Source organism: Nostoc sp., assembly GCF_036917135.1.
Lineage (GTDB): Bacteria > Cyanobacteriota > Cyanobacteriia > Cyanobacteriales > Nostocaceae > Nostoc.
This window is the reverse complement of record NZ_JBALEA010000056.1, coordinates 1-15,281: the sequence shown is the minus strand read 5'-3', so window position 1 is coordinate 15,281 and position 15,281 is coordinate 1. Positions and strand designations below refer to the sequence as shown.

Genomic DNA, 15,281 nt, shown 5'->3' with positions numbered 1-15,281 from the left:
AAATAAAAATTGTATTCCTTTAGTTAGAGCCAAAAATACTGAGTCATAGATACTTTAAGGAAAGTAGAACATAGATTTAAGTGCCTGCGGAAAAGTTGATATTTGTAGGTACACAGATAAATCATATTTATCTGTGTTATTTCCTGTTTATATGCGGTTTAAGAGTAGGTAGAGGCTTACTTGTCTTGCCTTGAAAGTCAACAATGCAAACATCGTCATCTAGTGGAGTTGCTATGTCTGAATTGCTGCAAGCAGTCTTAGATAGTGAAGAAAAAAGTGATTTGCGTTCCTTTATTAGTGAATTACGCCAACAAGAAAAGAAGTACTTGTTACGGAACGATATACTCAATGTATATAGTCAGTATTGCTCAAAGTCCCAGAAACCTGAAGCTTTTTACACTGCGTCCGAGTTAGGCAAACTCATTTACTATACTCAAGAAATTATTCAGGAGGACTCCAACTTCTGTTTCATTATCCGTTCTAAGATTGCCAGCCAAGAAGTTTATTGGTTGACATCAGACTTGAGCATTGAGCCGATGACGGTGCAGGATTTGTTGGATTTGCGCGATCGCTTCGTCAATAAATCTCATCCTAACGACGGTGGCCTGCTAGAGTTAGATTTCGGGCCATTTTATGACTACACTCCAGTCATCCGCGACCCCAAAAATATCGGTAAGGGGGTGCAGTTTCTCAACCGCTATCTTTCCAGCCAACTATTTCAAGACTCTAAACAATTGCTGGACAGCTTATTTAATTTCTTGCGCCTGCACCACTACAACGGAGTTCAACTGCTAATCAACGATCGCATTCAATCACAGCAGCAACTTTCCGAGCAAGTTAAAAAAGCGATCGATTTTGTCAACAATCGCCCCAATGATCAACTATACGAGCAATTCCGGCTCCCATTGCAAACAATGGGTTTTGAACCGGGTTGGGGTAACACCGCAGCGCGAGTGCGGGAAAGCTTAAATATTCTCGATGAATTGATTGATTCTCCCGACCCTCAAAGTCTAGAAGCTTTCATCTCTCGCGTCCCAATGATTTTTAAAATCGTCTTAGTGTCAGCTCACGGGTGGTTTGGACAAGAGGGCGTTTTGGGGCGACCGGATACTGGCGGTCAGGTAGTTTACGTCCTCGATCAAGCAAAGAGTCTAGAAAAGCAGCTACAAGAAGATGTCTTACTAGCTGGTTTAGAGGGCTTGAATGTCCAGCCAAAGGTGATTATTCTCACCCGCTTGATTCCCAACAGTGATGGCACCCTTTGTCATCAACGCTTAGAAAAAGTCCACGGTAGCGAAAACGCTTGGATTTTGCGAGTACCTTTACGGGAATTTAATCCCAACATGACTCAAAACTGGATTTCCCGATTTGAGTTTTGGCCTTATCTAGAAACTTTCGCCATTGACTCAGAAAGAGAACTCCGGGCAGAATTTCACGGCACACCTGACTTAATAGTTGGTAATTATTCTGATGGGAATCTAGTGGCGTTTTTGTTGGCGCGACGGTTGAAAGTTACCCAATGCAATGTTGCTCACGCTTTGGAAAAATCTAAATACTTGTTCAGCAACCTCTATTGGCAAGATTTGGAAGATAAATATCATTTTTCCTTGCAATTCACTGCTGATTTGATTGCGATGAATGCTGCCAATTTTATTGTTAGCAGCACCTACCAAGAAATTGTCGGCACACCCGATAGTGTGGGACAGTATGAATCTTACAAATGCTTCACCATGCCGGAGTTGTATCATGTCACCAATGGGATTGAATTATTTAGTCCCAAATTTAATGTCGTACCGCCTGGAGTAAATGAGAATTACTATTTTCCTTACTCCCAGACTCAAGATCGAGTGGAGAGCGATCGCCAACGCCTTGCAGAAACACTATTTACCCTAGAAGATCCCGCGCAAATCTTTGGCAAACTCGACGATCCTAGCAAGCGTCCTCTCTTCTCAATGGCGCGTCTTGACCACATCAAAAACCTCACAGGTTTAGCCGAATGCTTTGGTAAAAGTAAAGAATTACAAGAGCATTGCAACTTAATTTTGGTAGCGGGTAAGTTACGTGTCGAAGAATCAGGCGACAACGAAGAACGTGACGAAATTATCAAACTCTATCAAATCATTGACCAATACAATCTCTACGGAAAGATTCGTTGGTTGGGTGTGCGCCTTTCCAAAACTGATTCCGGTGAAATTTACCGAGTCATTGCCGATCATCAGGGAATTTTTGTACAACCAGCTTTATTTGAAGCTTTTGGTTTAACGATTTTAGAAGCAATGGTTTCAGGATTACCGACCTTTGCCACCCAATTTGGTGGACCATTGGAGATTATTCAAAATAAGGTTAATGGTTTTTACATAAACCCGACGAATTTAGAGGAGACAGCTACAAAAATTGTGGAATTCATCACTAAATGCGAACAAAATCCTAATTACTGGAATGAAGTTTCCCAGGGAGGAATTGAGCGGGTTTACACCACTTATACTTGGAAAATTCATACTACCAAGCTGTTATCATTAGCACGAATTTATGGCTTCTGGAACTTTACCTCAAAGGAGAATCGGGAAGATTTGTTACGTTATATTGAAGCTTTGTTCTATTTAATTTACAAGCCAAGAGCGCAACAACTATTAGAGCAGCATAAACACCGTTAACAATTCCAACTCCCAACTCCTGTAGCGGTTCTCGTTCACGTGAGGTACACCCGTAGGGGCACGGCATGCCGTGCCCCTACACCTTGCGATATAATTTTGTACTCCTAACTCCCCACTCCCCACTCCCCACTCTCTCACCGATACAGCCAAACCCGGAGTAGTGAAAGCAGTTGCTCAGGATCTACAGGTTTGGTGATGTAGTCAGAGGCTCCAGCTTGGATGCACTTTTCCTTGTCACCTGGCATAGCTTTGGCAGTTAAAGCAATGATTGGTAGTGAGCGAAACTGTTGTTGCAGGCGGATGGCGCGGGTGGTTTCGTAACCATCCATTTCTGGCATCATGATATCCATCAAAACGACATTAATTTCAGGATTAGCTTGCAGCGTCTCGATGCCATCTCTGCCATTTTCGGCAAATAGCACTTGCATTTGATAGCTTTCTAAAAAGCTGGTGAGGGCAAAAATATTTCGGAGGTCATCATCGACAATCAAAATTTTCCGATTAGCCAGCACCGGATCTGTTTGATGTAGTTGCTCTAACATTTGACGTTTTGGTGGGGGCAAATTTGCTTGCACCCGATGCAAAAACAGGGCAGTTTCGTCTAATAACCGCTCTGGCGATCGCACATTTTTAATAATAATTGTTTCTGCTAGTCCCCGCAATTGGGTTTCTTCTTGGCGGCTGAGTTCTTTGCCGGTATAGACGATGATCGGTAGTTTCAAAAGTCTGGGTTCAAGTTTTATCTGCTCAATTAGTGTAAACCCGGTCATATCGGGTAGACCGAGATCGAGTACCATACAATCAAAGTGATGCGATCGCAAAATCGAGAGGGCTTCTGCCCCCGTACCCACTGCTGTACTATGAACATCGCCGTTACCAATTAGTTCGATAATACTTTGGGCTTGTACGGGATCATCTTCTACGATCAGGAGATTTTTTACCTGACGCTCAATAAAGCCTTTAATCTCAGTCAATACCTGAGTTAGCGCTTCTGGAGAAACGGGTTTTTGTAGATAGGTAATGGCGCCTAGCTGTAATCCCCGTTGCTTTCTTTCATCAACAGAAAGTATATGTACTGGTATATGTCTGGTATCTGGCTGATGCTTCAACCGATCCAGCACCGTCCAACCATCCATCTCTGGCATATAGATATCTAACATAATCGCATTGGGTTTAAACTGTTGTGCGAGTGCTAGACCTTGTTTGCTCTGTAAAGCAACAATCGCTTTAAAGCCCTGCTCACGCGCCATATCTAGTAAGATGCGGGCGAATTTATCATCATCCTCGATAATTAGCAAAGTGCGATCGCCTGGTTGAATTATTTCCCGATCATCTGGAATTTCGTTAGAGAAGGTAGTAAGTGGTTTAACGGATGAAGAAGTATCTACAATTGTAGGTCTGCTTTCGACTATTGACACTTCTCTTATGGTCGGTGCTGGGCGGATAGAGGTATCAAGGGATGGTGTCGTGAGAGTATTTTCACCATTTTTTTCCTGTCGCCTGGGCAAGAAAAGGGTGAAGGTGCTTCCCTGTCCTGGTTCGCTGACTAGTTCAATTCTCCCTCCCAACAGTTGAGCCAATTCGCGGCTGATGGACAAGCCTAAACCAGTTCCCCCATACTTGCGGCTGGTGGTGCCATCTGCTTGTTGAAATGCCTCAAAAATAACCTTCTGCTTTTCGGCTGCAATGCCTATACCCGTGTCGCTAACTGCAAAAGCAATCATGGAGTTATCAACTTCGGCTATTTGTAACTTCACGCTTCCCTGTTCGGTAAACTTAAAAGCGTTAGTTAGGAGATTTTTCAGCACTTGTTGCAGGCGTTTGGAGTCGTTATAAATTGTCGGGGGTAACTTCTCATCCAGTTCAATAGTAAAACTGACTTCTTTGTTGTGGGCAACTTGTCGGAAAGTCTGCTCTAGAGATGTCTCCAAATCTGCAAAAGCAATTTGCTCAATATCGAGGGACATCGTACCCGACTCAATTTTTGCCAAATCGAGAATGTCATTAATCAACTCCAGCAAATCAGTCCCAGCCGAGTAAATAGTCCGGCTGTATTCTACCTGTTTGTCGGTTAAGTTGCTAAGAGAGTTATCTGCTAGCAGCCTTGCTAAAATTAACAGGCTATTTAGCGGTGTCCGTAACTCGTGGGACATATTCGCCAGAAATTCAGACTTATATTTGGAAGACAACTCCAGTTGTTCAGCTTTTTCTTCCAAAGACTGCCTTGCCAGTTCAACTTCTTGGTTCTTGCGGGCAACTTCCTGATTTTGCGCTTCTAACAATTCTGCCTTTTCTTCTAGCTCCTCATTGAGTTGTTGTAATTCTTCGTTAGACTGCTTGACAAGAAATTGTGATTCCTCCAACTCCTGAGCCTGTTCTTCCAGCCGTTGATTGCTTTGCTGTAGTTCTTCTTGCTGGCTTTGCAGCTCTTCTGTTAAAGCAACAGACTCTTCAAGTAGTTGCTGGGTTTGCACTTGTGAGGCGATGTTATTTAAAAATACACCCAGATTTTCACTCAATTGCTCTAAAAATGTCAGGTGCAACTGGTTAAAAGTCCCGAAACAGGCAAGTTCAATTACGGCATTTACTTCGGACTCAAACAGTATCGGTAACACAATAATATTTAGCGGTGGTGCTTCTCCCAAGCCGGAACTGATGCGGATATAGTCACTGGGAACTTGCGTGAGGAGGATTCTTTGTTTTTCTAAGGCGCATTGTCCTACCAATCCCTCGCCCAAGCCAAACTGATTTGCTAAATTTTTACGTTCTTTATAAGCATAACTACTCAACAACTTCAGCACTGCTTGGTCTTTTGTAGAGTCCATTACATAAAAAACGCCTTGGGATGCTCCAACCAGTGGTGCTAAATTTGACAAGATCATCCGAGACATACTCTCCAAATTTCGCTGCCCTTGGAGCATCTGGGTAAATTCCGCTAAGTTAGACTTTAGCCAGTTTTGCTCTTCATTTTTTTGAGTTGTGTTTCGCAGATTAAAGATCATCTGGTTGAAGGTGCGCGTCAACACACCAATTTCATCTTGGCGATCGCTATCTGGTAAACTCACCGATAAATCCCCATCCGCCATTTTTTCTGCCAAATCAGAAACTCGCTTGAGCGGTACTGAGATATGTCTAGTCAGGGCGAATCCGATCAAAGCTAAGAGCAAAGAAAATAAGGGAATACTATAAACAATACTCGCGATCGTTTGGTGTCCAGCAGCTTTTGCGTTAGCAGAGCGCTTTTCCAGCAGTGTATTCTCCTCGTTTTTCATTGCCTGGATAACTTGCTGGATTTTATCCATCAGCTTCTTACCCTGATCTGTCAGCACAGCTTTTTGGGAAGCTTCTAAGCCCTGGCTTTGCCGTAGCTCAATGACATCTTTCATTACAGCCATTCTCTCAGTTAGGAGTGGCTGCAAAATGTCAAGCCGATTTTGTTGGTTGGGGTTATCTGCTGTTAACCTCAAAAGTTCCTTGACCTTTTGATTCATTACTTGGATGGCAGTATTATAAGGTTCTAAATAGCGCTGTTCTCCAGTAATAATGTAACCGCGTTGCCCAGTCTCAGCATTTGTCAGTTGCAAGTTGAGGTCTTCAAGCTGACTTAACACCTGGTAGGTATGGCTTTCTTGGCGCGAAGTTTCAATTAGCTCATTGGTGCTTTGGTAGGAGATTAGACCAATGGTGGTGAGAGTTGCCAAACTCAGGGCAAAACTTACTCCAATCTTGGTTCCAATCTTCAAACGGTTCAACATTCTTCCACACAGGTATTCAACTTATTTCGGTTTTTGAGACTGTTTTGATGGTTTTTTAACTATCCAAAACAAATTTAGGATATTTCATTTTTGTGGGATATGTCTAGTTTTTGCACGCCAAATATTATTTGTATCCTAATATATTTACAAATGTCACCTAAATAAGTATGTAAATAATCTCTTCTTCTAACATTCTGATAATCAAAAAAGATAACCCTTTAGACAGCAGAACTTCTTGCAAAAGAAGCAAAAACCTTATTTTATAATTCAATCCTGCGGTGGATGATTAAATACTTATTCTTAAACTATAAATAAATTGAACATCAGACTTTAGTTACTAAAAAATGGTGGCTTTTATTATATAAGTACAGTAATTAATTTAGCAATAGGGATTTCCAAGAAATAAATTATCCAAAGAAACGTAGACGCAAAGCGGTGAAGCAGCGCGGTCTTCTCCCAAAGGAAGAAGGGGAGACGCTAAGAGCGATAGCGAGCGTCTGGGGGTTTCCCCCATGAGCGACTGCCGCGCAGAGAACCAGAGAGAAGAGAAATAGAGAGGATTTTGCGTCAGTTTTGGGATATTTTTTTATCTTGACGTTTAACTAAAAATTTGTAATAATCTGGCGATCGCTTCTAACTGCATCAAGTTCAGATTGGCTATAGATAGTAAAATGCTGGATCTTGTTACTCTCTAAAATAGCCCTCGCACCTGCTATGTAAATATCAGTGCCTTTTATAACTACTACGTAATGGTCAAGGGTGAGATGATGATCATAATTTCTAGCTAAATCATCAGGAATCCCTAAATTAGCGTACTTATTTTGGGAATTGCTGATATTTTCCCCATAAATATCACTTATATTACTTGTATTTTTAGCAACTATCGATACTTGATTCATCGGAAAGCCAGCAGTTCTCAGTTCAGTAAGCGCTCTTTGAGTATCTTGGCGCGTGTAAAAAACACCAAGTGCGTGTTTATAGCGACTATTTGGGGTGGAGTATGGCTCATAAACCCCCCACTGTTGAAGATCACGGCGATTAAAAATCCTCTTAGCAAGACGAATTTCTATGTCTATGCCGGTTAATATCACCAAATAGTAACCTTTACAGACAAGATTGCTGTAACCCTGTGCTTGGTTTTCTGGAATTCCTAAACTTAGAAGAAAACTAGGCAAACCACCTGCTAAAGTGGTAGCGATCGCAGTTGCTTCTTCCCCGGCTAAGATCACTGGGCCTATACCAGGAATTACCCAGAGGACTAAACCACCTAAAGCACCACCAGTAAAGGCTCCAGCAACATCTTTTTCAGATGTATTGCTAGTGTCCTCTTTAACTTCAACACCAGCAATATCACTTTGTTCTTCTGTATTCCGTGCAATTACAGAAACTTTCTGCATCGGAAAATTAGAAGCTTTTAGTTCCTGAAGTACCAATTGTGCATCGGAACGTTTAGCGAAAACTCCGATAGTTTTTCGCTCTTTTTCTAATGTCATTTTATCGGTTTATTGCAGCTAGAAGTGATTCCCAAGACTGTTAGCTAATTACACAGCTCGACGAGTCAGTAAACCCCAAATGAAAATCAGTATCATAGCACCAAGAACAGCAAATAAAATGCTTCCAAGGGATAAAGCTCCTACAGATGCGGCGGCTGCGGAACTACTTCCTAGTAATACTTGACCCAAATAACCCCCGAATACGGCTCCAAGGATTCCTAATACAATGGTGGAGAGAATACCGCCACCTTGGGTTCCAGGATAAAATAACTTAGCTAATGCACCTGCAATTAAACCCAAAACCAGCCAAGCAATAATGTTACCCATGAAATTTCTCCTTTCTTGAGAATCTGCTTTTTTTGCTTTTGACTTTTTTATCTTAAAGTTTGGCTACAAAATTTCTGATCTATCTAGAGAACTAATATCAAAAATCTTTAGAGGTTGTTTGGAAAGTCATCTTCTTGGTAGCAAAACGTTCTATATCTCCCTAAATCCATGCCACTTGATGCCAGTCCGCTCAAGTCGGGAAACCCGCCCACGCGGCTGGCTCCTCTACTTGGGGAGACACGCCAGATCCTCCACTTGGGGAAACCCCTCTGAGCGACTGGCTCCCCAAGACCGCAGCTCCCCTTAAAAAAGGCAGACTTCGATTCCGGTTCCCCCCTTTTTAAGGGGGGTTAGGGGGGATCTAGTTTCTCAGAAATAATTTAGGTGTACTCCATTTCGATTTTTGGTAAATAATATTACGTTTTTCAAAAAAACAATTTGAATCGTGCTAGCTGGTTTTCAATTGTGACTGTGAGGATGTTATTCAGTTCTGTGGTGTCTTGGAATTGGAGAATTTGTTGTGTGGGTAAGTCGAAAGGAAATTGCCCTTCTAATTCTGGGCGTTGCATTTGCGCTAAGAGAATTTGTTCAGTTCGCTTACTTTGGATGGCATAGCCGATTTCAATACAGACGTTGGGACTAGGAATTAGTTGAGGAGTTTCTTTACCATCAATGCTAGCAATGGCCGTGGTGTCAGCGATAAATAACAAACTCTTACGGATTTTTCGCATGACTGTGCGGTTAATTCGGACAGTAGCACCAGTGGGACGAGAGGATTCTACTAATGTTAAGGGAAGACGCGATCGCAAGTTTAAACTTTCCAAACTTTTTTGTAGTTCTTCTCTGAGAATATTTGTCGCTGCAACATACTCAGTTTGATAGGATAAAAAAATCGTTGGTTCTAACTGAGCCAGCACCGCTTGCTTGGTGAAATAAATTTCATGACTAATTAAGTCAATGTTAGAGACGCAATAGCCGCCACTACCTTCAATATAAAATTCAATATTTTCCCCTTCCAGATAGCGCCCAAACCAAGTTGATTTCTTAACTTCGTCACTTTCTTCCAAAAAGTCTGCTCGCAATGCTGATTTCAGCAGACTTTTTTTGCTTAGGCGAATGTCTGGCGGGCGTTTTTCCAGTTCTGGAATCGGCTCATAATCCTGTAGATACCACGCCCTGAGCGCAATAATTGACATAAGACGCTATTTAAACTGTTTCTCGCTATTCAACTTCGTATAATCTTACACCCATAGGAGTTCCTATTTCGGAAAACTTGGGCATGGGGCACTTGTACTGAGTTTCGACTACGCTCAACTACCGCGCAGTCGAAGTATGGGGCATTATTATGATGTCCGCCAAATCACCCATAATAAACAGTTTGTAGTGGGGACTTCAGTCCCCAAAGCCAGGACTTTAGTCCTGACTACGAACATTTTTTTATATTCAGCTTGATTAACCGGACATGATATTAGTTATTCTTCCCCTGCCTTCCCTGTTCACTACTCTTCTACCTTTATTTAACTATTTTAGCTAGAGGCTTAATGGGAATCTCAATCCAGAACTCTGTACCTTTACCAGGTTCTGAAATGCACTCCATTATTCCCCGATGTTTTTCGACAATAATCTGATAGCTGATTGACAATCCCAATCCTGTACCCTTGCCCACAGGTTTGGTAGTGTAAAATGGGTCAAAAATCCGCGTTTTTACCTCTTGAGTCATTCCGGGTCCATTGTCACGAATCCGAATCAATAGACGAGAGTTGTCTGCTGAGACTTTAGTGGAAATCTGGATAGTGGGCATTGGACATGGATTGTTCCCCTTGTCCCCTTGTCCCCATTCCTCATTCCCCATTACCAAGGCATCTATAGCATTGCTGAAAATATGCATGAATACCTGATTCATTTGGCCGGCATAGCATTCCACCAGTGGGATATTGCCATACTCTTTGATTACCTCAATGTCTGGAAATTTAGCATTTCCTTTCAGCCGATGTTGCAAAATTAATAAGGTGTTGTCAATGCCTTCATGGAGATCAACGCGCTTATTGTCGGCCTCATCCAAGCGAGAAAAATTGCGTAACGACAGCACTATTGAGCGGATGCGTTCGCTTCCTACTTGCATTGAGGTAATGATTTTTGGGAGGTCTTCTACTAAAAATTCAAAATCAACTGCTTCGATCGCAGCGCTAATTTCACTATGGGGATGAGGATAGTGTAACTGGTAGAGACCTAAAATTTCTAGGAGTTGTTCGGTGTAGTCATTAGCATGACACAGATTACCGTAGATAAAGTTAATGGGGTTGTTGATTTCGTGGGCAACACCCGCCACCAACTGTCCTAAGCCAGACATTTTTTCGGTCTGAATCAACCTTGTCTGTGTTTCTTGAAGTTGATGTAGGGTATGCTCTAACTTGGCAGCTTGATTTCTGGCTTGAATTTCGGACTCTGAGGTTTGTTTGTAGAGTTGTGCTTGTTGAATGGCGATCGCAGCCTGATCTGCCAACTGTTGCAATAAATAAACTTCTGCATCCTGCCAATTTCTGGGAGCATTACATTCATGGGCAATTAATAACCCCCATAGTTCCATACCGATATTAATTGGAACTATTAAGTTTGCTTGGATTTGCAGACTTAGCAAAAACTCTTGATGACAATCACTTAAAGAAGCAGTTGAAACGTTATTAATTGCCCGTACCCTGTCCTGAGAGTATAAACTGGTATACTCATCAGGCAAGCATTCCGATGGTGCATTCACTCCCAAGACTGACTGCCAATCGCCATTAATCTCTTCTACAATTACCGATCTACTCTTCAGTTGGAAAATCACCACTCGGTCTGAATTTAGCAGTGAGCGAACTTCCCGAACAATAGTTTGCAGGGTTGTTTGCAAGTCCAATGTGCGGCGAATATGCTCTGTAATTTGCTTGATTACCTTGGTAAACAGTAATGATTTTTCGAGTTCAGCCGTTTGCTCTTGCACCCGCAGTTCTAGGTTGACATTCAGGGATTGTACCTGTTTATACATTTTCTGCTGCTCAATTGCCATTGAGAAATGCTCACATAAAGCTTGCGCTAATGATATCTCTTCCGGCTTCCACTCAGATGATTGCCCCTTTTTCTCCTCTCGCCAAACCTCAAAGGAAAGCTGGGGTAAGAGTTGTCGCCGATTTTGATCGCATCGTCCCGCCCACAAGACTTCTGTTTCAAATTCAGAGCGAAAAATACTTAATACACCGATAAATTTTTCGCGGTAATGTAGGGGAATCACCATCAGTCCGCGAATTTGAGTAGAACGGAACGCTAAAGCCAAAATTCGCAAATGTGGTTCTTTGTAGAGGTCAGTAGTTGCCCAAACATTACCTTGTTTGCACTCAGCCATCCACTTTTGCCACATCTGATGCTGTTCGATAATACTGTTATCTAACTCGTAAGGGAGTATCGGTTGGTCGCCCCAGGTGTATACTTCCCCAGCCTGTTCAATGTAAAGCCTGCCACCTATTCCACCAAAGGCAGTAATAACTGCTTCTAGCGCTCCCTGCAATTGGATTGTTGGCAGTTTATGCAATAGTGTGGTAACTCGGTTAATAGTAGCTTCTTGCTCTTGCTTGGCGCTGGCTGTGGCGAGTAGATCGCTTTGAGCGATCGCGATCGCTACCTGGTCAGCAACTTGCTGCAATACTTTCAATTGCCGCTTCAAAATCTCTTGCGGTTCGGTATGGTGAGATACCAACAATCCCCACAGTTTAGACTTTGCCGATTGTTCTTGTCGGTCGCAATGTACAATTGGCACTACCAACGATGACTGCACGCCCATTGCCTTTAGGTATTGAATATGACATGGGTCTACCTGCCGATAGTGGATATTAGTTTGTAGACGTTTGCCAGTTTCTTTTGACTGTAGAGGCGATAGCCCAATCTTCTCGTTTGCCACATCCACAATGGAACGTTGGCCAACTAACAAAAACATCTCTCTGGCGGCTTCTGGAATATCATGAACTGGGAACCGTAAACCCAATAAAGATGGTAGACGCTGCTCATGAATAGATTCTGCAATCACTTCACCACTACCATCAGCACCAAAGCGATACACTTTCACCCGATCTGCACCCAAAAATAAACGCACTTGGCTAACGGTAGTCGTTAATATTTCTTGGAGGTCGAGCGATCGCCTGATCTGGTTGATCATCTGATGCAGTAAACTTTCTTGGTCTAAGCTTTGCTGCAAACCCTTTGGTTTATCGCTAAGTGTCATCGCCTATATACACCATGACTGAAGTATGATTTTTTATAAAATTGTCCCTAATGAAAATTTTTAACTTAGTAATGCCTTGATCTTCATCCGATTTCAAGTCTAAAGTTACAAAAATTTTAATCTTTTAATTATTGGCACTTATTAATTTTATATTCTTAATGATTAAACTATTCCAGTAATTTTACTTAAATTAATACCTGAATAATTTCATGAAATTAAAAATATTTTTTGACGATTTTTGCCCATAAATTCAATTAATTAAGATTTATTCAAATCAATAAGTAAATTATTGGTAACTTTTTCAAATGGGGAATTTTCCTATTCCCCGTTTAACTACTGACTTTATGTTCAATGTAAGTATTTTGATTAAATTATTCGTAATTTACCGTTAAAGATAGTAAATTACGAATTTCTTCACGCACACTCATGAGAGTTTTACCGAGATGGTTTTGACCGGCTTGGTTAGCACCACAGCCCCAAAAAGAATCGGTTGGGGAGTTTTCAACCAAAATCTCATCACCTGTCATTAGGAGAATCTCTCTAATATCAGCATGAGTGAGAAACTTTTTGAATACAGCTTCTCGCATAATTTGAGTTTTCACTAAATTCCAGTCTTGACGGCATTGGCGAGTGCTACATCTTCCCAAAGCGGCAGCTTCTTCTGGGGTGGCGGCAGTATGAATGACGGGTATAATTGCCGCATCTGTGCTACCTACAAATTTTTGCGCTTGATAATAATGCTCAACTGTTTGCCAGTAAGTACCCTGAATGTGGATTCCGTGAGGAGAAAAGTTAGAAAAACAGCCATAAGGCTGCCAAACCTTATAAAAGTAAATGGTCATTTGAAAATTGCTCTTTTATATATCAACTTCACTCTAGCTGAGTAGGTAAGCCTTAACAAACTCCCTAGATGCAAGCTGAACTGACTTTTCACATGGAAAAGCCCAAGAAAAACCTAACCCCCTTCTCGCGTCGGGAAGGGAGAAAATTCCAAGTCTCTCTCCTTTGAGGATGGGTTACTTTTATGTTCGCCGATTAACCAGGGTAGCGCTGGCTTGGTCAACAGGCATTAGCAAAACTTCATTAATATTGACATGGCGCGATCGCGTCACACAAAAAAATATCACATCAGCGACATCATCTGCTGTCAGGGGTGTAACTCCCTGGTAAACTTTGTTGGCGCGTTCAGTATTTCCGTGAAAGCGCACCTCGCTAAATTCTGTTTCTACCATCCCAGGATCAACGGAAGTTACACGTATCCGCGTCCCCAACAGGTCTTGTTTTAAACCTTCAGAAATTGCTCTCACAGCAGCTTTAGTAGCACAGTAGACATTGCCACCGGGATAAGTTTGATGTCCGGCAATGGAACCTAAATTTACCACATGACCGCGATCGCGACTCACCATTCCCGGAACCACATAGCGGGAGACGTAAAGTAAACCCTTAACGTTAGTATCAATCATGTCTTCCCAGTCTTGAAAGTTGCCTTCATGCAACTTGTCTAAACCACGACTTAAACCAGCATTATTAATGAGAATATCAATTTCAGACCAGGCGGGGGGTAGAGTAGCAATGGCAGATTCAACAGCGTGGCGATCGCGCACATCTAGCTGTAATAAATGAATTTCAGTACCAAATTCTTGACTGAGAGTATCTGCTAGCTGTTGCAAACGTTCTAACCGTCGTGCCGCTAAGATCAGTTTTGCACCCGCATCAGCGAAGATTTTTGCACAAGCAGTACCAATACCACTACTTGCACCTGTGATCAAAATGATTTGATTTTTTAAGGATATCATTGTTAGTTGAAAGTCAAGAGTTAATTTAAATACACAATTTAGGAATTCTAGAACTTTCCGGCTAAGGCTGCAACACAGCGATCGCAAATTATATCAATTGCACAAAACCAATATTTTAATTACGAATTAATTTTTTAGCCAATCGCCACAGCAGGGAAAAGGGTAAAATTAATATCGCCTTTAATATTTGCATAAAGTGACTTAATCGACCTTTCCGAATGGTGGGGGGATTAGACTGGCGTTGCAGGATTGCTAGATTTTCTCGAACTGTCGCTGTAGTGGGATGATTAACGCCTAACACCCGTTGGCACATTGCCAGGGCTTCAATCAACAAAGGTTCGGCATCGCTGTACCGTCCTTGGTTATTGTAGAGCAAAGCTAAATTGTTCAAGCTAGTAGCTACATCGGGATGGTTCCCAGCAAATAGGCGCTTTCTCATTGCCAGGGCTTCAATGTACAGAGGTTCGGCATCGCTGTACCGTCCTTGCCTATTATAGAGGGAAGCTAAATTGTTCAAGCTAGTAGCTACATCGGGATGGTCCCCAGCAAACAGGCGCTTTCTCATTGCCAGGGCTTCAATCAACAGAGGTTCGGCATCGCTGTACCGTCCTTGCCTATTATAGAGCAAAGCTAAATTGTTCAAGCTAGTAGCTACATCGGGATGGTCCCCAGCAAACAGGCGCTTTCTCATTGCCAGGGCTTCAATGTACAGAGGTTCGGCATCGCTGTACCGTCCTTGGCTATCGTAGAGGTAAGCTAAATTGTTCAAGCTAGTAGCTACATCGGGATGCTCCCCAGTAAACAGGCGCTTTGTCATTGCCAGGGCTTCAATGTACAGAGGTTCGGCATCGCTGTACCGTCCTTGGCTATCGTAGAGGGAAGCTAAATTGTTCAAGCTAGTAGCTACATTGGGATGGTCCCCAGCAAACAGGCGCTTTCTCATTGCCAGGGCTTCAATGTACAGAGGTTCGGCATCGCTGTACCGTCCTTGGCTATCGTAGAGG

General features: G+C 42.3%; 9 protein-coding genes. 1 reads left to right on the top strand and 8 read right to left on the bottom strand.

Features of this window, described 5'->3' with window-relative positions; all coding sequences use genetic code 11:
- Window positions 1-233: 233 nt before the first annotated feature.
- Entirely contained in the window at window positions 234-2,654 is a 2,421-nt protein-coding gene (locus V7K50_RS15940) for a sucrose synthase (RefSeq protein ID WP_334961641.1), read from the top strand.
- A 134-nt stretch (window positions 2,655-2,788) separates the two neighbouring features.
- Here the strand turns inward: V7K50_RS15940 and V7K50_RS15935 are convergent, their stop codons facing one another.
- The 8 genes from V7K50_RS15935 to V7K50_RS15900 all read right to left on the bottom strand — a co-directional run.
- Window positions 2,789-6,409, bottom strand: coding sequence for a response regulator (locus V7K50_RS15935; protein ID WP_334961578.1), 3,621 nt, complete (start codon window positions 6,407-6,409; stop codon window positions 2,789-2,791).
- 602 nt (window positions 6,410-7,011) lie between these two features.
- Complete coding sequence (locus tag V7K50_RS15930; RefSeq protein ID WP_334961576.1) at window positions 7,012-7,902, bottom strand: general stress protein; 891 nt, start codon at window positions 7,900-7,902, stop codon at window positions 7,012-7,014.
- A 48-nt stretch (window positions 7,903-7,950) separates the two neighbouring features.
- Window positions 7,951-8,229: a GlsB/YeaQ/YmgE family stress response membrane protein gene (locus V7K50_RS15925; protein WP_334801615.1), complete on the bottom strand. Its 279-nt coding sequence runs from the start codon at window positions 8,227-8,229 to the stop codon at window positions 7,951-7,953.
- A 425-nt stretch (window positions 8,230-8,654) separates the two neighbouring features.
- Window positions 8,655-9,425, bottom strand: coding sequence for a hypothetical protein (locus tag V7K50_RS15920; RefSeq protein WP_334961574.1), 771 nt, complete (start codon window positions 9,423-9,425; stop codon window positions 8,655-8,657).
- A 317-nt stretch (window positions 9,426-9,742) separates the two neighbouring features.
- Window positions 9,743-12,481: a GAF domain-containing protein gene (locus V7K50_RS15915; RefSeq protein WP_334961572.1), complete on the bottom strand. Its 2,739-nt coding sequence runs from the start codon at window positions 12,479-12,481 to the stop codon at window positions 9,743-9,745.
- Window positions 12,482-12,852: 371 nt separating this feature from the next.
- The gene (locus V7K50_RS15910; RefSeq protein ID WP_334961570.1) at window positions 12,853-13,323 is read right to left on the bottom strand and encodes an NADAR family protein; all 471 of its coding nucleotides are present in this window, start codon (window positions 13,321-13,323) and stop codon (window positions 12,853-12,855) included.
- A gap of 180 nt (window positions 13,324-13,503) precedes the next feature.
- A complete protein-coding gene (locus tag V7K50_RS15905) occupies window positions 13,504-14,277 on the bottom strand; it encodes an SDR family oxidoreductase (RefSeq protein ID WP_334961568.1) in 774 nt (257 codons plus the stop codon).
- A 115-nt stretch (window positions 14,278-14,392) separates the two neighbouring features.
- The coding region (locus tag V7K50_RS15900) for a tetratricopeptide repeat-containing protein (RefSeq protein ID WP_334961566.1) at window positions 14,393-15,281 on the bottom strand (889 nt) is incomplete at its 5' end.